Origin of the sequence: Mesorhizobium sp. M0998 (assembly GCF_040318885.1) — a bacterium.
Lineage (GTDB): Bacteria > Pseudomonadota > Alphaproteobacteria > Rhizobiales > Rhizobiaceae > Mesorhizobium.
Map to the genome: position 1 here is coordinate 1 of NZ_JAMYND010000021.1, position 20,614 is coordinate 20,614.

The following is a 20,614-nucleotide window of genomic DNA, read 5'->3' on the forward strand; positions in this document are numbered from 1 at the left end:
ATTGCGGCGATCTCGGCTCGCTGGCAGCCGGGCTGGTCATCCAGCAAATCGGCCCAAGGCCACGGCAAAATCTGCGCCGAGAGGCCGAGCAGGCGGGGCTTCTGTAGCGGCACCTCTTCCTTCTCCCCCTGTGGGAGAAGGTGGATCGGCGCGCAGCGCCGAGACGGTTGAGGGGTGCTGGACGGAGTGCTGCCGGTGCCAAGCTGGAACACCCCTCATCCGACCGAGCTTCGCTCGGCCACCTTCTCCCCCAGGGGGAGAAGGGAGAGGCGCTGCTGCTGCCCCCGCTCGTCAAGCTCCCGCGCTATACGCCGCAATCGCTGCCATGTTGACGATGTCCGAATCCTTGGCATTGAGCGAGACGATCTGAACCGGCTTGTTCAGGCCGACCAGCAGCGGGCCGATGACGGTCGAGCCGCCGAGCTCCTGCAGCATCTTGGTCGAGATCGAGGCCGAGTGGAAGGCCGGCATGATCAGCACATTGGCCGGGCCGGTCAGCCTGATGAACGGGTACTGCGCCATGGCGCGGGCGTTGAGCGCCACGTCGGCGGCCATCTCGCCGTCATACTCGAAATCGACGCGGCGCTTGTCGAGGATGCGCACCGCTTCCTGGACGCGCTCGGAGCGCTCGCCCTGCGGATGGCCGAAGGTTGAATAGGCGAGCATGGCGAGCCTCGGCTCGTAGCCCATGCGGCGGGCGAAACCGGCGGCCTCCTCGGCGATGTCGGCGATCTCGACGGCATCCGGCATGTCATGCACCGCGGTGTCGGCAACGAGGACGGTGCGACCGCGCGCCAGCACGATCGACACGCCGATGACGCAATGGCCAGGCCTTGCGTCAATGACGCGGCGGATGTCGTCGAGCGCCGTCGAATAGTTACGGGTAACGCCGGTGACAATGCCGTCGGCATCGCCCAGCGCCACCATGCAGGCGGCGAAATGGTTGCGGTCGTTGTTGATCAGCCGCTGGCAGTCGCGGAACAGAAAGCCTTTGCGCTGCATGCGCTCGTAGAGATAGTCGGTGTAGACCGAGTTGCGCCGCGACAGCCGCGCATTGATGATCTCGATGCCTTGCTTGCCGAGATCGATGCCGGCGTTCCTGGCGTTTTCCTTGATGATGTCGTCGCGGCCGAGCAGGATGGCGGTGCCGAGCCGCTGGTTCACATAGGAGACGGCGGCGCGCATCACCTGCTCCTCCTCGCCCTCGGCAAAGACGATGCGCTTGGGCTGGCGGCGGACGCGGTCGTAGATGCGCTGCAGCGTCGAGGCGATCGGGTCGCGGCGCGCGGAAAGCTCCTGCGCGTAGCGGTCGAGATCAAGGATCGGCTTGCGCGCGACGCCGGAGTCCATCGCCGCTTTGGCCACCGCAATCGGAATGGCCGAGATCAGGCGCGGGTCGAACGGCACCGGGATGATGTAGTTGGGGCCGAATTTCGGCCGCATGCCCTGGTAGGCGGCGGCGACGTCGTCGGGCACGTCCTGGCGCGCCAGTTCGGCGAGCGCTTTAGCCGCGGCGATCTTCATGTCGTCGTTGATGGTGGTCGCCCGCACATCGAGCGCGCCGCGGAAGATGTAGGGGAAGCCAAGCACGTTGTTGACCTGGTTCGGGTAATCCGAGCGGCCGGTCGCCATGATGGCGTCGGTGCGGATCTCGGCGACCTCCTCCGGCGTGATCTCGGGGTCGGGATTGGCCATGGCGAAGATGATCGGGTTTTTGGCCATCGACTGCACCATCCTGGTGGTCAGCGTGCCTTTGGCCGAGAGGCCGAGGAACACGTCGGCGCCGTCCAGCGCCTCGGCCAGCGAGCGCGCGCCGGTTTTCACGGCGTGCGCCGATTTCCACTGGTTCATGCCTTCGGTGCGGCCCTGGAAGACGACGCCCTTGGTGTCGCAGAGAATGATATTTTCGGACGCAAAGCCCATCGCCTTCATCAATTCGATGCAGGCGATGCCGGCAGCACCGGCGCCGTTGCAGACCATTTTCGTGGTCTTCATGTCGCGGCCGGTGATTTCCAGCGCGTTGATCAGGCCGGCGGCCGAGATGATGGCGGTGCCGTGCTGGTCGTCATGGAAGACCGGGATGTCCATCAGCTCGCGCAGCCGCTGCTCGATGATGAAGCATTCCGGTGCCTTGATGTCCTCGAGGTTGATGCCGCCGAAGGAGGGTCCAAGGAAACGCACGCAGTTGATGAATTCGTCGGCATCCTCGGTGTCGACCTCGAGGTCGATGGAATCGACATCGGCGAAGCGCTTGAACAGCACCGCCTTGCCTTCCATCACCGGCTTCGAGGCCAGCGCGCCGAGATTGCCGAGGCCGAGGATGGCGGTGCCGTTGGAGATGACCGCGACCATGTTGCCGCGAACCGTGTAGTCGAAGGCGCGGCTCGGGTCCTCGGCGATGGCGAGAACCGGCACGGCGACGCCCGGCGAATAGGCAAGGCTGAGATCGCGCTGCGTCGCCATTGGTTTTGTGGCTACGATCTCCAGCTTACCGGGGCGGCCCATGGCATGGAATTCCAATGCCTCCTGGGCGCTGACGGAGGGCCCGTTGCTTTCGGTTTTCTTGGCCATGGTACTTTTGGTTTCCTCGCCCGTACGGCACCGCTTGAGATGGGTGCGCATGCTTTCTTTTGTGGAAGGTTCGGGATTAAGGCTACACTTCGCCGCTGTAAACCGCCAAGCATGGCTTGCAAAATTTTGGAAGCAGCTTCTTGAACGACGAGACGCCCATTCGAAGCGACAACGCCACGCCGGCCTTCGCGCCGGCGACGCCGATGATGGAGCAGTATATCGAGATCAAGGCGGCGAATCCGGATTCGCTGCTGTTCTACCGCATGGGCGATTTCTACGAGCTGTTCTTCGACGATGCCGAGAAGGCAAGCCGGGCGCTCGGCATCGTGCTGACCAAGCGCGGCAGGCACCAGGGGCTCGACATCCCGATGTGCGGCGTACCGGTGCATGCCGCCGACGATTATCTGCAGAAGCTGATCGGCCAGGGGTTCCGCGTCGCCGTCTGCGAGCAGATCGAGGATCCGGCCGAGGCGAAGAAGCGCGGCGGCAAATCGGTGGTGCGCCGTGATGTGGTGCGGCTGGTCACCCCAGGCACCATCACCGAGGACAAACTGCTGGCGCCGTCGGAATCGAGTTTCCTGATGGCGCTGGGACGGGTCAAGGGCGGCAGCAGCGATACAAGAGGCGGGGAGCGCGGCAGCGCGACAGGGAACCAAGGAAGTTTCGCCCTAGCCTGGATCGAGATCTCGACCGGCGTCTTCCGCGTCGCCGAGACAACTGCCGACCGGCTGCTCGCCGATGTCTTCCGCGTCGATCCGCGCGAGCTGATCGTCGCCGAACCGGTGTTTTACGACCCGGAGCTGAAACCGGTCTTCGACGTGCTCGGCCGCGTCGCCAGCCCGCAGCCGCCGTCGCTGTTCGATTCGGCTTCGGCCGCCGGCCGCATCGCCCGCTTCTTCGAGGTGGCAACGCCGGATAGTTTCGGCACGTTTTCGCGCGCCGAGCTGTCGGCGATCTCAGGCGTCATCGCCTATGTCGAGAAGACGCAGAAAGCCGAGCGTCCGCCGCTGTCGCGGCCGCAGCGCGAGGAGCAGGGCTCGACGCTGTTCATCGACCCGGCGACGCGCGCCAATCTGGAGCTGCTGCGCACGCTGTCCGGCAGCCGCGACGGGTCGCTGTTCAAGGCGATCGACCGCACGGTGACCGGCGGCGGTGCAAGGCTGCTCGCCGACCGGCTGATGGCGCCGCTCACCGATCCGGCGGCAATCGCTGCAAGGCTGGACTCGGTGTCGTTCTTCCGCTCCGAGACGCGCCTTTGCCAGGCGGTGCGGGCAAGCCTGAAGAGCGTCGCCGATATGCCGCGCGCGCTGTCCAGGCTGGCGCTCAACCGCGGCGGCCCGCGCGACCTCGGCGCGCTGCGCGCCGGTTTCGAAGCGGCCGGCGCCATCGCCGAACTGTTCGGCCAAACCGCCTTGCCGGGCGAACTGGCCGCGGCGTTGGGAGCTATCAAGGCGCTGCCGAATGAACTGGCGACGCATCTGGCGCAGGCGCTCAGCGACGAGCTGCCGTTGCTCAGGCGCGACGGCGGCTTTGTCCGTTCCGGCTACCATGCCGAACTCGACGAGATGCGGGCACTGCGCGACGAGTCGCGAAAGGTGATCGCCGGGCTGGAGCGTTCGCTGATCGACGAGACCGGCATCCGCTCGCTGAAGATCAGGCACAACAATGTGCTCGGCTACTATATCGAGGTCACCGCTAACCACCATGCGCTGATGACCGGCAGCGACGGCGCCAAGGCGCGCTTCATCCATCGCCAGACCATGGCCAACGCCATGCGCTTCACCACCACGGAGCTCGCCGAGCTGGAATCGAAGATCGCAAATGCCGCCGACCGGGCGCTGGCGATCGAGCTTGCCGCTTTCGAGGCGCTGACGGCGGAAGTCGTCGGCCAGGCCGACAGGATCCGCGCCGGCGCCGAAGCGCTCGCCGTGCTCGACGTTTCGGCCGCACTTGCCTTGCTTTCCGAGAGCGAGGCCTGGTGCCGGCCGCTGGTCGATGCGAGCCTTGCCTTCGAGATTGCGGGCGGACGTCATCCGGTGGTCGAACAGGCGCTGCGGCGTTCCGGCGAAGGCCCGTTCGTCGCCAATGATTGCGATCTGTCGCCGCAAGGCGATGCCAAGGCCGGCGCGATCTGGCTGCTGACCGGCCCCAATATGGGCGGCAAATCGACCTTCCTCAGGCAAAACGCGCTGATCGCCATCCTCGCCCAGACCGGCTCCTTCGTGCCGGCGGCATCAGCCCATATCGGCGTCGTCGACCGGCTGTTTTCGCGGGTCGGCGCCTCCGACGATCTGGCGCGCGGCCGCTCCACCTTCATGGTCGAGATGGTCGAGACGGCGGCGATCCTCAACCAGGCAGGCGAACGCGCACTGGTCATCCTCGACGAGATCGGCCGCGGCACCGCCACTTTCGACGGCCTGTCGATCGCATGGGCGGCGGTCGAATATCTGCACGAGAAAAACCGCTGCCGGGCGATCTTCGCCACGCATTTCCACGAGATGACGGCGCTGGCCGGAAAACTGCCGCGGCTCTCCAACGTCACCATGCGGGTCAAGGAATGGGAGGGCGACGTGGTCTTCCTGCACGAGGTCGGCAAGGGTGCGGCCGACCGTTCCTACGGCGTCCAGGTAGCGCGGCTGGCCGGCCTGCCGGAAGCGGTGGTCGGCCGGGCCAAGGAAGTGCTGCACCAGCTCGAAGCCGGCGAGGTTTCGGGCAAGGCCAACCGCCTGGTCGACGACCTGCCGCTGTTTTCCGTGGCGGCGCAGCGGGAAGCGTCGAAGCCGGCGAAGAGTGACGGGCTGGGTTTGGCGCTAGCGGAGATCAATCCCGACGAGATGACGCCAAGGGAGGCGTTGGAGGCGCTGTACCGGCTGAAGGGGATGGTGGGGCAGTAGCCGTCGCTGGGTGAGCCCGCCGTCTGTCGGCATTCCTTCGCGCCCCCCTCTGTCCTGCCGGACATCTCCCCACTTGGGGACCACTTGGGGGGTGGCAGCTTCGCTGGCAGCGTCTTTTCTTCGTTTGAAGTTGGCGAAAGCCGATGCGACGTCCAATCTCCCCACTCGTGGGGGAAATGTCCGGCAGGACAGAGGGGGCGCGAAGGATCGCAACCTTGTACTGCGCGAACCCTCAAATCATCGCCAGGCCCGACTTCCGCCTCGGCGGTGGGAAGGCGCGGTCAATTTCGGCAAAATCTTCGCTCTTGAGCGCGATGTCCAACGCCGCGACATTCTGCTGGATATGCTCCGGGCGACTGGCCTTCGGAATGGCAATCACCCCGTCCTGCGCCATCACCCAGGCAAGCGCGATCTGCGCCGGTGTCGCACCGTGGCGAGCGGCGATGGCATCTAACCTGGCGTTGCGTGCCAATACCCCCTGATCGACCGGCGAATAGGCCATCAGCGGCATGCCGCGTTGCCGGCTCCACGGGGCGAGGTCGAACTCGACGCAGCGCTGCGACAGATTGTAGAGCACCTGGTTGGTCTGGACGTTGCCGCCGGCCGGCAACCGAACCAGCTCTTCCATCTCGTCGGTATCGAAATTGCTGACGCCCCAATGGCGGATCTTGCCGGCCGCCTTCAACGCTTCGAACGCCTCTACCGTTTCCATCAAAGGAACGCTGCCCGGCCAATGCAAGAGATAGAGATCGATGCGGTCGGTGCGCAGGTGTTTCAGGCTGTTCTCGCATGCCCGTTTCACGCCGGCGCGCGAGGCATTGGACGGCAGCACTTTGGAGACCAGGAAAACCTCGTCGCGGCGACCGGCGAGGGCCTCCGCCACCACCTCCTCGGCACCGCCGCTGGCATACATTTCGGCGGTGTCGATCAGCGTCATGCCGAGATCCAGCCCGAGCTTCAGGGCATTGGCCTCGTCGCCACGGCGGCGGCCGTCTTCGCCCATATTCCAGGTGCCCTGGCCGAGCACCGGCACGGCTTCGCCGCAGGGCAGGGTGGTCGTTCTTATCGTCGACGGCATGGCATGCTCCAGTCCGAGGCCCGGATAGCACCATAGCCGCCAAGGGAAATCCAGGTGAAGCAGAAATCCAGGTGAAGCCTCTCGCCCGGATTCCCCGACAGCGTGACGCCTACTTCACCGGATGGGCGGCGAGCCAGTCCTGCATCTGCTTGATCTCCGCTTGCTGCGCGGCGATCACTGCTTCCGCCAGCTTGCGGATTTCCGGATCCTTGCCATTGGCGAGCTCGATCTTGGCCATGTCGATGGCCGCCTGGTGATGCGGGATCATGCCGCGGGCGAAATCGACGTCGGCATTGCCGGAATATTCGATCGCCATCATGTCGGCGTGCATCTTGTCCATCGCCGCCTTGTAGCCCTCGGTCGAGGGACTCTGCGCGCCCATTGCGCCCATGTCGTGCTTCATCTCCTCGGCTTGTGCCGGAACGCTTTCGAGGAAAACGGCAAGCAGCATTCCCGCCGCCATCATCAACAGCACGATCTTCTTGGCCAAGGTCATTCGTCGTCTCCTTTTTTGAACAGGGTCTATCTGGAAGTTTTACTCAGAGTTTCAACGTCCTGAGCCGCAATGCGTTGGCGATCACCGAAACCGAAGACAGGCTCATCGCCGCCGCCGCAATCATCGGCGACAGCAGCGTGCCGGTGAGCGGATAAAGCACGCCGGCAGCAACCGGCACGCCGAGCACATTGTAGAGGAAAGCAAAAAACAGGTTCTGGCGGATGTTGCGGATCGTCGCGCGGGCCAGCGTCCTCGCCCTGACGATGCCGTTGAGATCGCCCTTGACCAGCGTAATTCCCGCACTTTCGACCGCAACATCGGCGCCGGTGCCCATAGCGATGCCGACATCGGCAGCGGCCAGTGCTGGCGCATCGTTGACCCCGTCGCCGGCCATGGCAACGCCGGCACCGCCGGCGCGCAATTCCTCGACCAGCGCGTTCTTCTGTTCGGGCAAAAGTCCGGCACGCACCGCGTCGATGCCGAGCTTGGCTGCGATGGCCTTGGCGGTGCGCTCGTTGTCGCCGGTCGCCATGACGATCTTCAGCCCGCTGTCATGCAGCGCCTTGATCGCCTCGGCGGTGGTCGCCTTGATCGGGTCGGCAACGGCGACGAGGCCGGCGAGCCGGTTGCCGACAGCAACGAACATCGCGGTCTTGCCGTCGGCCTGCAGCGCCTCGGCGCTGGCCTGGACCGATGTGCTGTCGATGCCGAGATCGGCCATCATCGCAGCATTTCCGAGCGCCACCTTCTGTCCCGAAACCGTGCCGGAAACGCCTTTGCCAGTGACGGCCTCGAAACCGCCGGCATCGGGAATATTCACGCCGCGTTCGCGGGCGCCTTCGACGATCGCCTCGGCCAGCGGATGCTCCGAGCCCTTTTCCAGCCCGGCGGCGAGCGCCAGCAGCTCGTCTTGCGCCATGCCTTCGACGGCAACGACATCGGTCAGTCGCGGCCGGCCTTCGGTCAGCGTTCCCGTCTTGTCGACGATCAGCGTATCGACCGAGGCAAAGCGCTCGAGCGCCGCCGCTTCCTTGATCAGCACGCCGGCATGCGCGCCGCGCCCGGTGGCGGTCATGATCGACATTGGCGTGGCAAGCCCGAGCGCACAGGGGCAGGCGATGATCAGCACCGAGACCGCCGAGACGATGGCAAAGACCAGGCTCGGCTCAGGGCCAAGGATAGCCCAGGCGACGAATGCAATGATGGCGACCAGCACGACGGCCGGGACGAAGTAGAACGAGACGCGGTCGGCCAGCCCCTGGATCGGCGCGCGCGAACGCTGCGCCTTGGCGACAAGCTCGACGATCCGCGCCAGCGTCGTCTCGGCGCCGACTTTGTCGGCGCGCATGATCAGCGAGCCGTTCTTGTTGAGCGTGCCGCCGGTGAGGTTGTCGCCTTCGGTCTTTTCGACCGGCAGCGGCTCGCCTGTGATCATCGATTCGTCGATGGAAGAGCGCCCTTCGAGCACAATGCCGTCGACCGGCACGGCATCGCCTGGGCGGATGCGCAAGCGGTCGCCGGCCTTGACGGTTTCGAGCGGCACGTCGTTTTCGGAACCGTCCGCGCCGATCTGCCGCGCCGTCTTCGGCGCCAGGTCGAGCAGCGCGCGGATCGCCGAGCCGGTTTTCTCGCGGGCGCGCAATTCCAGCACCTGGCCGAGGAACACCAGCGCGACGATCACCGCCGCCGCCTCGAAATAGACCGGCACGGTGCCGTCATGGCCGCGGAACTGGTGCGGAAAGAGGCCCGGAAACAGCGTGGCGACGACACTGTAGAGGTAGGCGGCACCGACGCCGAGCGAAATCAGCGTCCACATATTGGGGCTGCGGTTGAGGATCGAATCCCAGCCGCGGTGGAAGAACGGGAATGCCGCCCACAGCACCACCGGGCTGGCCAGCGCCAGCTCCAGCCAGACCTTCGCGCGGTCGTCGATGAAGGCCTGAAACGTCAGGCCGAGCATCGGTGCCATGGCGATGACCAGCAACGGCACGGACAGCGCCGCGCTCACCCAAAAGCGCCTGGTGAAGTCGACCAGTTCCGGGTTAGGCCCCTCGTCGCCGGTCGGCACGCCCATCGGTTCCAGCGCCATGCCGCAGATCGGGCAGGAGCCGGGCTTGTCGCGGATGATTTCGGGATGCATCGGGCAGGTGTATTGCGTGCCCTTGGGCATCGGCTGCGGCGCCGGCCTGTCGCCGAGATATTTTGCCGGCTCAGCTTCGAACTTCGCCTGGCAAGCGGCCGAGCAGAAATAGAAGCCTCGGCCCTCGTGCCGCAAAAAGTGCTTGGCCGTGGCGCGATCGACGCTCATGCCGCAGACGGGATCGGTTGCGGTCAGGTATTTTTCCGGCTCGGCGACGAATTTCGCGCGGCAGCTCTCGCTGCAGAAATGATAGCGACGGCCGTCATGCTCGGCGGTCGGCTTGCCGGCAGCCGGATCGACGTTCATGCCGCAGACCGGATCGCGGACGACGGCGTCCGCAGCAGAGGGGGCGCCTTTTGCCGAGCAGCAGTTGCCATGGGCGTGATGATGGTGATCGGAATGCGTCATGCCGAAAGCCCCTGTATTTCGATGTTGCGGCGGAGGTAGTGCTTCCAGTAACTGGAAGGTCAAGGGCCGATTTCGATTTTTCGTGGCCAGGCCCCAAACTGCACCGGCCGCGGGCATGAGACGATCGTGCCGTTCCACGGCTGCGGAGAACGCGTCCGTCCGCCCCATACCCAGCGCCGCGAAAACGCGCTATAGACGCCGCCGAAACGGCGAGGCCGAACGGCATTTATGGCAAGAATATCCCTGAAGCTCGAGGAACTGATCGACGGCGAAGCCTTGCGCCGCGAGATGACCGAACTGACCGCGGCCACGGCAGGCGACGGCTCCGGCAAGGCGGCGCGCAGCGGCGTCCTCAAGCTTCTCAAAAGCCGGCTCGCCGACGGCCGCACGGTCGCCGAACGCATGCTGATGGACGATGGCAGCGGCACCGCCTGCGCCGCCCGGCTGTCGCATCTGATGGATGAGATCATCCGCGCGCTCTACGATTTCGCCGCCACCCATGTCTATCGCGTCAAAAACCCGTCATCGGCCGAGCGCATGGCGGTCGTGGCCGTCGGCGGCTATGGCCGCGGCACGCTGGCGCCCGGGTCCGACATCGACCTGCTGTTCCTGCTGCCCTACAAGCAGACGCCCTGGGGCGAGCAGATCGTCGAATACATGCTCTACATGCTGTGGGACCTCGGGCTGAAGGTCGGCCACGCCACCCGCAACATCGACGAGTGCCTCAGGCTGTCGCGCACCGACATCACCATCCGCACCTCGATCCTGGAGGCGCGCTTCCTGTGGGGCGAGCAAAAGCTCTATGACGAGCTTTTGCAGCGCTTCGACCACGAGGTGGTGCGCACCACCGGCCCCGAATATGTCCAGGCCAAGCTCGCCGAACGCGACGAGCGCCACGCCAAGGCCGGCGAGAGCCGTTACCTGGTCGAACCCAACGTCAAGGACGGCAAGGGCGGCCTGCGCGACCTGCAGACGCTGTTCTGGATCGCCAAATATTTCTACCGCGTGCGCACCGGCGAGGAACTGGTCGACAAGGGCGTCTTCACCGACGCCGAATACAGGGAATTCCAGAAGGCCGAGGATTTCCTATGGGCGGTGCGCTGCCACATGCATTTCCTCACCGGCAAGGCCGAGGAGCGGCTGCATTTCGACATCCAGCGCGACATTGCCGAGCGGCTGGGCTACACCACCCATCCCGGCCTGTCGGCGGTCGAACGCTTCATGAAGCACTACTTCCTCGTCGCCAAGGATGTCGGCGACCTGACCCGCATTTTCTGCGCCGCGCTGGAAGAAGAGCAGGCCAAGCATGTGCCGGGCTTCAACCGCATCTTTCTGACCTTTTCGCGCCGCAAGCGTAAGCTCGCCGGCACGGCCGATTTCATCGTCGACAACCACCGCATCAACATTGCCGACGACGAGGTGTTCGAGCGCGATCCGGTCAACCTGCTCAGGCTGTTCTGGTTTGCCGACAAGCATGGCCTGGAATTTCACCCCGATGCGCTGAAGCTTTTGACCCGCTCTCTCGGCCTCGTCGGCAAGGCGCTCAGGCGCGACGAGGAGGCCAACCGGCTGTTCCTCGATATCTTGACCTCGGACCGCAACGCCGAGCTCAATCTGCGGCGCATGAACGAGGCCGGACTGCTTGCCAAGCTGATCCCGGACTTCGGCAAGATCGTCGCCATGATGCAGTTCTCGATGTACCACCACTACACCGTGGACGAGCATTTGATCCGCTGCATCGGCGTACTGGCCGAGATCGAGCGCGGCGACGGCGAAAAGGTCCATCCACTCGCCCACTCGCTGATGCCGGGGCTGAAGAAGAGCCGCGAGGCGCTCTATGTCGCCGTGCTGCTGCACGACATCGCCAAGGGCAGGCCGGAGGACCATTCGCAAGCCGGCGCCAGGATCGCCCGGCGCATCTGCCCGCATATGGGGCTGTCGCCGGCCGACACCGAAACGGTTGCCTGGCTGGTCGAGAACCACCTCGTCATGTCGATGACGGCGCAGACCCGCGATCTCAACGACCGCAAGACGATCGAGGATTTTGCCGCCATCGTGCAGTCGGTCGAACGGCTGAAGATGCTGCTTGTGCTTACCGTCTGCGATATCCGCGGCGTCGGGCCTGGGGTCTGGAACGGCTGGAAGGGCCAGTTGCTGCGTACGCTCTACTACGAGACCGAGCTTTTGTTGACCGGCGGGTTTTCGGAGGTGTCGCGCGCCAAACGGACGGCGGCGGCGCGCGAACAACTGGCCGAGGCGCTTGCCGACTGGCCGGAAAAGGCCCGCAAGCGTTATGTCGGCCAGCACTACGAGAACTATCTGCTGGCGGTCGATCTTCCCGACCAGCTCCGCCATGCCGAATTCATCCGCGAGGCCGATCACGCCGGCAAGAAGCTCGCCACCATGGTCAAAACCCACCAGTTCGAGGCGGTGACCGAGATCACCGTGCTGGCGCAGGACCATCCGCGCCTGCTCTCGGTGATTGCCGGCGCCTGTGCCGCGGCCGGCGGCAACATCGTCGACGCGCAGATATTCACCACCTCGGACGGCCGCGCGCTCGACACCATCCTGATCTCGAGGGAGTTCGACCGCGACGAGGACGAGCGCCGCCGTGCCGAGCGCGTCGGCCGGCTGATCGAGGACGTGCTGTCGGGCAAGAGCTGGCTACCCGAAATGATCGAGAAGCGGACCAAGCCGCGGCGCGGCGCCAAGGTTTTCCGTATTCCGCCACGCGCCGAGATCCGCAACACCCTGTCGAACCGTTTCTCGGTGATCGAGGTCGAGGGGCTGGACAGGCCGGGCCTTCTGTCGGAGATCACCGGCATGTTATCGGACCTGTCGCTCGACATCGCCTCGGCCCACATCACCACCTTCGGCGAAAAAGTCATCGACACGTTCTACGTCACCGATCTCACCGGCCAGAAGATCGACAGCCCGTCGCGTACGGCGACCATCCGCAACAGGCTGATCGCGGTGCTCGAGGGCACGGCGTCCGAGCGCGGCAAGACCAAAACGGCCGCCGAGTGACTGTTACCTTCCATTTGCCCCAATCGCACAGGCAGTCTTCAAGCGCATGAGCCTTGTCAAGAAATTCGCCACGGTCGCTTCCGGCACGCTGATGAGCCGCGCCCTCGGTTTCGGCCGCGAGATGCTGATGGCTGCCGCACTCGGCACCGGGCCGATCGCCGACGCCTTCAACGCCGCCTTCCAGTTTCCCAACACCTTTCGCCGGCTGTTCGCCGAAGGCGCCTTCAATGCCGCCTTCGTGCCGCTGTTCGCCAAGGAGATCGAGACGCACGGCACCGACGGCGCCAAGCGCTTTTCCGAAGAGGTGTTCGGCGTCTTGTTCACGGCGCTTCTGGCGCTGACCATCGCCATGGAACTGGCGATGCCGCTGATCGTGCGCTATCTGGTGGCGCCGGGCTTTGCCGACACGCCGGGAAAATTCGAGACGACGGTGGCGCTGGCGACCGTCATGTTCCCCTACCTGATCTGCATGTCGCTCGGCGCCATGATGGCCGGCATGCTGAATTCGCTGCGCCGCTATTTCGCCGCTGCGGTGGCGCCGGTGTTCCTCAACGTCATCCTTATCGCCGTGCTTGCCTATGCCTGGTACAAGGGTTCGGACGCCCGCACCGTTGGTTTCGGCCTGGCTTGGGGCGTGCTGGCGGCCGGCCTGGTGCAGCTGGCGATCGTCTGGGCGGCGGTGCGCCATGCCGGCATTTCGATCGGCTTCCGGCGGCCGAAGATGACGCCGAACGTCAAGCGGCTGCTGATCCTGGCGCTGCCGGCGGCGATCACCGGCGGCATCACCCAGATCAACCAGCTGATCGGCACGGCGATCGCATCGGCGCAGGACAGTGCGGTGTCGTCGCTGGCCTATGCCGACCGCGTCTACCAGCTGCCGCTGGGCGTCGTCGGCGTCGCTGTCGCCATCGTGCTGTTGCCGGAACTGTCGCGGGCGCTGAAATCGGGCAATCTGGTCGAGGCCGCCAATCTGCAGAACCGCTCGGTCGAGTTTACCCTTTTCATGACCTTGCCGGCGGCGGCCGCGCTGCTGGTCATGTCCGAGCCGATCGTGCGGCTGGTCTATGAGCGCGGCGCCTTTGCCGCCAACAATTCGACGCCGACGGTCGCGGCAATCCTGGCGATCTTCGGGCTCGGCCTGCCGGCCTTCGTGCTGATCAAGGCGTTCACCCCAGGCTATTTCGCCCGCGAGGACACGCGCACGCCGATGATTTTCGCCGCCATCTCGGTGGCGGTTAACATTACGACGGCGCTGACGCTGTTTCCGACGATGGGCGCGCCCGGCATTGCCGTTGCCTCCGCTGTCGCCGGCTGGGTCAATGCGGCGATGCTGCTCGCCGTGCTGATCCGGCGCGGCCATTGGGGCCGCGACGTGCCGCTCATGAAACGCATCCCGCGGCTGGTGCTGTCGGCGGCGGTGATGGCGGCGGCGCTCTATTTTGCCGAGCACTGGTTCGCCGCAAGGCTCGCCTCCGGCTCGCCGCTGGTGATCAAGGCCGTAACGCTGCTAGCGCTCGTCGCCGGCGGGGCGCTGCTTTACTTCGTCACCGCCTTCGCCACCGGCGGTGCCGATTTCGGCATGATCCGCCGCAATATCGGGCGCAAGGGCTCCCAGCCGGTCAAGGAGCAATCTCCGGATCCGTGAGGGGGAAAATTCATCAGCGCCAATTTTGTTCTTGCTTTGTGCCGGCAGCTATGCTATTAATGTTGATATGGTGCTAATTGGCTCCAACGACCCGCCCACCGAGGCGGGTTTTTGTTTCTGGTCGGCGCCATCCCTCAAACAGCCTTCTGTTCGGCCGACGTCAAAGCCTGCGCGCCCTGGCCAACGCCCCTCTTGATCGTCTCCTCGCTCTCGTCCATAAGCGCGCCGTCGCAAGACTTTCGCCGCGCGCGAAACGGCCCTCCACAAGCCAGGGAAACACCATGACCGATCAGCCCCCCTTCAAACCGCTCGTTTTTTCCGGCGTCCAGCCAACCGGCAATCTGCATCTCGGCAATTATCTCGGCGCCATCAAGAAATTCGTCGCCCTGCAGGACACCTCCGACTGTATCTATTGCGTCGTCGATCTGCATTCGCTGACCGCACAGCTCGTCCATGAGGATCTGCAGGACCAGACGCGGTCGATCACCGCGGCGTTTCTCGCCTCCGGCATCGACCCGACCAAGCACATCGTCTTCAACCAGTCGCGGGTGATGCAGCACGCCGAGCTTGCCTGGATCTTCAACTGCGTGGCGCGCATCGGTTGGATGAACCGCATGACGCAATTCAAGGACAAGGCGGGCAAGGACCGCGAGAACGCCTCGCTCGGCCTGCTCGCCTATCCCTCCCTGATGGCCGCCGACATCCTGGTCTACCGCGCCACCCATGTGCCGGTCGGCGACGACCAGAAGCAGCATCTGGAGCTGACCCGCGACATCGCGCAGAAATTCAACAACGACTTTTCGGACCGCATCGCCGCGCTTGGCGTCGGCGTCGAGATGCAGGTCGGTGAGGAGACGGTAAACGGCTATTTCCCGCTGACCGAGCCGGTCATCGGCGGCCCGGCAGCGCGCATCATGTCGCTGCGCGACGGTTCGAAGAAGATGTCGAAATCCGATCCGTCGGACCTGTCGCGCATCAACCTGACCGACGATGCCGACGCCATCTCGAAGAAGATCCGCAAGGCCAAGACCGACCCGGAGGCTTTGCCCGGCGAACTGGACGGGCTTGCCGGCCGGCCGGAAGCGGAAAACCTCGTCGGCATCTATGCCGGCCTCGCCGAAATCTCGAAAGAGGCGGTGCTGAAGGAATATGGCGGCCAGCAGTTTTCGGTGTTCAAGCCGGCGCTGGCCGACCTTGCGGTGGAAAAGCTGGCGCCGATCGCCGAAGAGATGCGCCGCATCTCCGGCGACCGCGCCTATGTCGACGCGGTGCTGCGCGATGGCGGCGAGCGTGCCGGCACATTGGCCGAAGCGACCATGAAGACCGTGCGCGACATTATCGGGCTGCTGCAAGGCTAATGCAAGTCGCGCAAAAGTGTGCAGCGGTTTTGCGATAACGACATGCATAAAACAAGAACCTGAAGCGCGTCGCTGGTCGAACGCGACGCGCTTTAAGCTGCACCAGCATTGCCACAGCCGCCGGTCGCTTGCGGGCGGGCTGTGGCGGTGGCAGATTGCGGCCGAAACCATCGAACAGGGTGAATATGGTCTCCAAACGCCTCAGCCGCGAAGCCGGTCATCGCCGCAAGTTCCTGGCGATCATCGACGACACGCCCGAATGCGAGCGCGCCGTCGCCTACGCCTCGAAGCGGGCGCAAAGCACGGGCGGCGTGCTGGTGCTGCTCTATGTCATCGAGCCGGATGATTTCCAGCACTGGCTGGGCGTCGAGAAGATCATGCGCGAGGAGGCGAACGCCACGGCGCGCGCCGCACTCGACAGCTACGCCAACAAGGTGCGCCAGAAGCTCGGCATCGAGCCGGAACTGGTGGTGCGCGAAGGCAAGCCGACCGAAGAGATCCACAAGCTGATCGAGGAAGACCAGGACATCGCCATTCTGGTGCTGGCGGCAGGCGCCGGCAAGGAAGGGCCTGGGCCGCTGGTCGGCGCGGTCGCCGGCAAGGGCGCCGCCTTTCCTATCCCGGTCACGGTGGTGCCGCAGAACCTGTCGGACGAGGAGATCGACAGCCTCGCCTGAGATGTGCTGATATTCAGGTGAGGCCGGCCTGCAAATGGCGGCTTCCTGCGCTTCCGGTGCTCACGTACCAAAGTACGCTCCGCTCCGGTTCTCGGAAACCACCATTTTCGGCTCGGCCTGACCTGAATCTCAACACATCTCCAATCGTTTCAGCGAACTAGCAAAACATTCCGCCTGCCGCTACCGCCGGCGATGCCTTTCCCTTGAATGTCGGGCGGATAAAGCCTAATTAGAATTATTCCAAACTAGCTGCCCCAACGGGCACGGAGACGGCCATGTTCATCCAGACCGAGTCGACGCCAAACCCGGCGACGCTGAAATTCCTGCCCGGCAAGGAAGTGCTGCAAGAAGGCACCGCCGATTTCCGCGATGCCGATAGCGCCGCGACGGCTTCGCCGCTCGCCGGCCGGCTGTTCGAAATCCCCGGCGTCACCGGCGTCTTCTTCGGCTATGATTTCATCACCGTGACCAAGGACGGCCCCGACTGGCAGCATCTGAAGCCGGCTATCCTCGGCGCCATCATGGAGCATTTCATGTCCGGCGCCCCGGTGATGGCCAAGGCCGGCCCCGCCGCCGAGACCAGCCAGACCGGCGAATTCTACGACAAGGCCGACGAGGAGCTGGTCGTCACCATCAAGGAGCTGCTCGACACCCGGGTGCGCCCGGCGGTGGCCCAGGACGGCGGCGACATCACCTTCCGCGGCTTCGAGAACGGCACCGTGTTCCTGCACATGAAGGGCGCCTGCGCCGGCTGCCCGTCGTCGACCGCGACGCTGAAGCACGGCATCCAGAACCTGCTCCGGCACTTTGTGCCGGAAGTGCAGCATGTCGAACAGGTCTCCTGACGCGACGTTCCATCGTCAACATCGATACAACAAAAAACCGGGCCAAAGTGCCCGGTTTTCTGTTTGCGACGTCTGTGTTGTTGCCTAGACGGTCCGCGTATAAGGGTTTTATATCACAATGACCTTGGCGCCGACCGAGGTGCGGTCGTAGAGGTCGATAATGTCCTGGTTTATCAGCCGGATGCAGCCCGACGACATCGCCTTGCCGATCGAATTCCATTCCGGGCTGCCATGCAGGCGATAACCCATGTCGCCACCCTTGTTGAACAGGTACATAGCGCGCGCGCCGAGCGGGTTCTTCAACCCCGGCTCCATGCCACCGGCAAACTTGGCCAACTCCGGCTGGCGCTTGATCATCTGCGAAGGCGGTGTCCAGGTCGGCCATTCGCGCTTCAGCGCGATATGGGCGGTGCCGTGCCATTCGAAACCCTCACGGCCGACGCCGATGCCGTAGCGCATCGCTTCGCCGTCGCCCATGACGAAATAGAGGAACTTGTTCTGCGTATCGACGATAATGGTGCCCGGCTTTTCCCTGGTGTCGTAGTCGACGATCTGCCGGCGGTATTTGAACGGCACCTTTTCGATCGGAACGCGCGGCAGGTGATAGCCGGCGTCGGTCACCGCGCCGTAGTTGTTGGTGAAGATCTGCGAGCCGATGGTGCTGCAACCGGCGACAGCCGTCGACAGCGCCAGGGCCGCGACGATTGCAAGTGACTTCATGCGCATGAAAAGGTCCGATGCCTGCCCAAACAACAGCGGCTCGAGTCGGCCGCTTTTTTCATCTTCATTCATGCTGGCATTTGCTTTGCTTGCCAAGCGGGCGATGCCTATATCCTTGGACTTGCGTGCTGGTAAACCCGCGACTATGGCATTTCGGCAACAGCCCCCGCAGGATTATGTTGCAAAATCAATGGGCCGGGAACAAGGACCAGGAGACGAAGAAATCACCCATGAAGTCGGCGACGCTGCCCGGCGCTCTGGCCTGCGGCCAAGACCATCCGTTGCTACGAGGAGATCGGCCTGAGACGCGGCCGCCGCAGGGGAAAGTCCAGACGGGCCCGGGTTCAATAAAGGACGCCGCGAAGCACGGTCCTAGCCAGAAGCCCGAACGTGCCGATCACCACCAATGCACCAAGGACCGTGCCGATCTTTTCAGGCAATCCATCGGGGCGACCAGGATCGTTGGCCATTCAACTATCGATCATGACGTAGGCCGCACCAAACACGGCAACGATAATTGCCCCAAGCACCGCCCAGCCTCCGATGGCCGAGCGGATTTCCTCCGGCGTCGCCGATTTCCGGTCGTCATCTTCCGTCATCTAATGCTCCTCCTAAAATCCGTGGCAGACATTGAAAGCGCAAGCTGCAACGTGCGCCGTCCGAGAGCAAGCGTTCCCCAGCCTTCGACACTCCGCAAAGCGCGGGCGGCGGTCACGATCCCGGCGGGCGGTACCGGATCGACTTCGCTTTGCCAAGCGCGTCCATCGTCTCTTCGACACTTAACAGGACGGTGGTCTCGTACGAGCTGAGCGCGCCTCCCGCACCGATGGCCAGCATGACAGAGGCCATGGACACGTTGTCCGGCGCCTCCCACAGGTTCCAGCCATCGTACTCTCCGAAGGCATACCAGAACCCGTGCAGCTTTCCGCCGACTGATTCAATGTAGGAACGGGCAGCCTCGCGTCTGTCCTCGGGATTATCCATCAAGCGCGCCCAGGTTTCGGGCCTGTAGCTGAATCGCGTGAGATACATCGGCATGGTTCGTCTCCTCCCAGAGCTGCCCCCACCAAGACAGTTAAGCGCCCCAATCCGGGAGAACGCGAGTCGTTTCCGAGGCGTAGTACCGCTGGCTTAGTTGCGGGGCCGCTAATAGACCTGTTTCAATTGCCTTTTCCCAAGGGGAGTAAGGTCAATGGCCGCATATCTCATTGCTGATGTAGACGTAACCGACGCCGCCGTTTTCGAGGAATACCGCCGGGACGTGCCGGCAACCGAAGCCCGCTACGGGGGAAGGTACATCGCTCGCGGCGGAGCCACCAAAGTTCTGGAGGGCGATTGGGAACCTCATCGCCTCGTCATTGTCGAATTCCCGGACATGGCCTCCCTCCTGGCATGGTACGACTCTCCAGAATACGGCCGTCTCAAAGCCATCCGCGAACGCTGCGCAAAGACCAGGATCATTGCCCTGGAGGGCATGATGCCGGTTAGTTAAAAGTCGAATATCTACGCATGTCACGGCGAGGACAGGCCCGACTGCCCGATTTTGGAGGATATGCCGGGCGGCGGACGGCTTGCGACAAGCGTGCTTCGGCGACGGCTGGGTATCCTGGCATCGACGGGTTGACTGCGCTGATGGATTGGGCATAGAGGCACCGAGGTCTGAGGGCGGGACGGTGACGCATCGGTCTGCAAAACCGACGTAGTGGGTTCAATTCCCACTCAGACCTCCAGCCGCGCAACACCCGGCGCTGATTTGTTCCGCTGTAATCAATTATAGACGCATCCTAAAATGTTGATGCCGGCCGGTCGAGGACCATATTCCTGTTCGTCTTTGGGTTCGTCGAACAGATAATCGCCGGAAAAGTCCGCACGATCTTCGTCCGCAGTACCGCCCTCATAGGCAGGGCGCGCAGGGTGAGACCAAACGCATCTATGCGCTCATTGAACGGGACCTCCATATCAATATGGACCCAACACCGGATCGGCAGGCGATGTTTGACCTAGGGTTGTGTCATGGCGTTGAAAATGCCGGCGCCAACTATCGCACATAAGGCTGCGGCCCCAAGCCCTCCCACAATGATGCACCACCAGGCGCGGCCATTTCCCCGAAGCATGGGATTCATTTTTATCATCCGTCGCGCCAGAAGCCCCTGGCAAAGCGCATAAGAAGACCCGAAACCGGCAAGCCAAACGACGGAAAATACGATGCCCCGCATGAGCATCCTATTGAGCCTAGTCTGCTCGACCGTCAAACTTGCATTCTCAGTAACCATGCTTCGCCACCTTTTTTGATTACGCTGCGACCACTATCGGGCCTGCAGCGGTGAATATTAGATCAACGGCGACGCCTCGCGAAAACATAGCTCCCCTCACCCGTAGGAATTGCATTGCCACCACCGGCTACAAACATTTGCGGGTGCTTGCTGCCGCCAAAGCTATCCTCGACGCTGTTAAGTTGTTGGAAGGGGGCGCGCTCTGCCAGCCATTCCTGTATGCTCTCGAAGAGAATGGGCAGGCCGTTCGGGCTCGATCGATCTTCAGCAGAAGACGTACAAAGCACCACACCGCTCACGACGCTCATTGTGACTTAGCCATTGCCTAACGGGCCTTCTTGCCCGTCTCCAGTCGTTCGAAAGCAGCTTCTTCGTTGTGGAAGTGTGGCTCGAAAAGGACACCCATAACCCGGATTCCTACTGTGGATTCAAGGTATCAGGCACATCGCCGTGTTTGTAAAGTGCGTAATCGCCCGCAAAAA

Annotated in this window: 16 protein-coding genes, 1 tRNA gene and 1 pseudogene; 9 read left to right on the plus strand and 9 right to left on the minus strand. The window is 63.7% G+C overall.

The window, feature by feature from the left end; all coding sequences use genetic code 11:
- Positions 1–107, plus strand: a pseudogene (locus tag NKH59_RS20030) (adenosine kinase); the annotation flags it as partial.
- Between the two features lie 184 nt (positions 108–291).
- Here the strand turns inward: NKH59_RS20030 and NKH59_RS20035 are convergent.
- Positions 292–2,571, minus strand: coding sequence for an NADP-dependent malic enzyme (locus NKH59_RS20035; protein ID WP_352898969.1), 2,280 nt, complete (start codon positions 2,569–2,571; stop codon positions 292–294).
- A 203-nt stretch (positions 2,572–2,774) separates the two neighbouring features.
- Here NKH59_RS20035 and mutS point away from each other — a divergent pair, with 203 nt between their 5' ends.
- Positions 2,775–5,465: a DNA mismatch repair protein MutS gene (mutS, locus tag NKH59_RS20040; RefSeq protein ID WP_353022895.1), complete on the plus strand. Its 2,691-nt coding sequence runs from the start codon at positions 2,775–2,777 to the stop codon at positions 5,463–5,465.
- Between the two features lie 232 nt (positions 5,466–5,697).
- Here the strand turns inward: mutS and NKH59_RS20045 are convergent, their stop codons facing one another.
- The 3 genes from NKH59_RS20045 to NKH59_RS20055 all read right to left on the minus strand — a co-directional run bounded on the left by NKH59_RS20045 (position 5,698) and on the right by NKH59_RS20055 (position 9,587).
- Positions 5,698–6,543, minus strand: a complete 846-nt coding sequence (locus tag NKH59_RS20045; RefSeq protein ID WP_353022827.1) for an aldo/keto reductase — start codon at positions 6,541–6,543, stop codon at positions 5,698–5,700.
- A gap of 109 nt (positions 6,544–6,652) precedes the next feature.
- The gene (gene copM, locus NKH59_RS20050; protein ID WP_352540444.1) at positions 6,653–7,039 is read right to left on the minus strand and encodes a CopM family metallochaperone; all 387 of its coding nucleotides are present in this window, start codon (positions 7,037–7,039) and stop codon (positions 6,653–6,655) included.
- Between the two features lie 43 nt (positions 7,040–7,082).
- On the minus strand, positions 7,083–9,587 hold the full coding sequence (locus tag NKH59_RS20055) for a heavy metal translocating P-type ATPase (protein ID WP_353022828.1): 2,505 nt from the start codon (positions 9,585–9,587) through the stop codon (positions 7,083–7,085).
- Between the two features lie 228 nt (positions 9,588–9,815).
- Here NKH59_RS20055 and NKH59_RS20060 point away from each other — a divergent pair, with 228 nt between their 5' ends.
- The 5 genes from NKH59_RS20060 (at position 9,816) to NKH59_RS20080 (ending at position 17,139) form a co-directional block, all read left to right on the plus strand.
- Complete coding sequence (locus NKH59_RS20060) at positions 9,816–12,614, plus strand: [protein-PII] uridylyltransferase (protein WP_352681365.1); 2,799 nt, start codon at positions 9,816–9,818, stop codon at positions 12,612–12,614.
- A gap of 46 nt (positions 12,615–12,660) precedes the next feature.
- Complete coding sequence (gene murJ, locus NKH59_RS20065; protein WP_352767183.1) at positions 12,661–14,259, plus strand: murein biosynthesis integral membrane protein MurJ; 1,599 nt, start codon at positions 12,661–12,663, stop codon at positions 14,257–14,259.
- A gap of 281 nt (positions 14,260–14,540) precedes the next feature.
- On the plus strand, positions 14,541–15,617 hold the full coding sequence (trpS, locus tag NKH59_RS20070) for a tryptophan--tRNA ligase (RefSeq protein ID WP_352748948.1): 1,077 nt from the start codon (positions 14,541–14,543) through the stop codon (positions 15,615–15,617).
- 185 nt (positions 15,618–15,802) lie between these two features.
- Complete coding sequence (locus tag NKH59_RS20075; protein WP_352469977.1) at positions 15,803–16,294, plus strand: universal stress protein; 492 nt, start codon at positions 15,803–15,805, stop codon at positions 16,292–16,294.
- Positions 16,295–16,569: 275 nt separating this feature from the next.
- On the plus strand, positions 16,570–17,139 hold the full coding sequence (locus NKH59_RS20080) for a NifU family protein (RefSeq protein ID WP_023676386.1): 570 nt from the start codon (positions 16,570–16,572) through the stop codon (positions 17,137–17,139).
- A 108-nt stretch (positions 17,140–17,247) separates the two neighbouring features.
- On the opposite strand, the gene NKH59_RS20085 is transcribed toward NKH59_RS20080, so the two are convergent.
- The 4 genes from NKH59_RS20085 to NKH59_RS20100 all read right to left on the minus strand — a co-directional run bounded on the left by NKH59_RS20085 (position 17,248) and on the right by NKH59_RS20100 (position 18,897).
- Positions 17,248–17,865, minus strand: coding sequence for a L,D-transpeptidase (locus tag NKH59_RS20085; protein ID WP_353022830.1), 618 nt, complete (start codon positions 17,863–17,865; stop codon positions 17,248–17,250).
- 338 nt (positions 17,866–18,203) lie between these two features.
- A complete protein-coding gene (locus NKH59_RS20090) occupies positions 18,204–18,329 on the minus strand; it encodes a hypothetical protein (RefSeq protein WP_353022832.1) in 126 nt (41 codons plus the stop codon).
- Positions 18,330–18,458, minus strand: coding sequence for a hypothetical protein (locus tag NKH59_RS20095; RefSeq protein WP_352506923.1), 129 nt, complete (start codon positions 18,456–18,458; stop codon positions 18,330–18,332). It lies immediately after the preceding gene.
- 112 nt (positions 18,459–18,570) lie between these two features.
- The gene (locus NKH59_RS20100) at positions 18,571–18,897 is read right to left on the minus strand and encodes a GYD domain-containing protein (RefSeq protein WP_023717906.1); all 327 of its coding nucleotides are present in this window, start codon (positions 18,895–18,897) and stop codon (positions 18,571–18,573) included.
- Positions 18,898–19,051: 154 nt separating this feature from the next.
- On the opposite strand from NKH59_RS20100, the gene NKH59_RS20105 reads away from it, so the two are divergent.
- Both NKH59_RS20105 and NKH59_RS20110 read left to right on the plus strand, forming a co-directional pair.
- Positions 19,052–19,351, plus strand: a complete 300-nt coding sequence (locus tag NKH59_RS20105; protein WP_352613829.1) for a DUF1330 domain-containing protein — start codon at positions 19,052–19,054, stop codon at positions 19,349–19,351.
- A gap of 164 nt (positions 19,352–19,515) precedes the next feature.
- Positions 19,516–19,589, plus strand: a tRNA-Cys gene (locus NKH59_RS20110).
- A gap of 605 nt (positions 19,590–20,194) precedes the next feature.
- Here NKH59_RS20110 and NKH59_RS20115 read toward each other — a convergent pair.
- Positions 20,195–20,440: a hypothetical protein gene (locus NKH59_RS20115; RefSeq protein WP_352681357.1), complete on the minus strand. Its 246-nt coding sequence runs from the start codon at positions 20,438–20,440 to the stop codon at positions 20,195–20,197.
- Between the last annotated feature and the right edge of the window lie 174 nt (positions 20,441–20,614).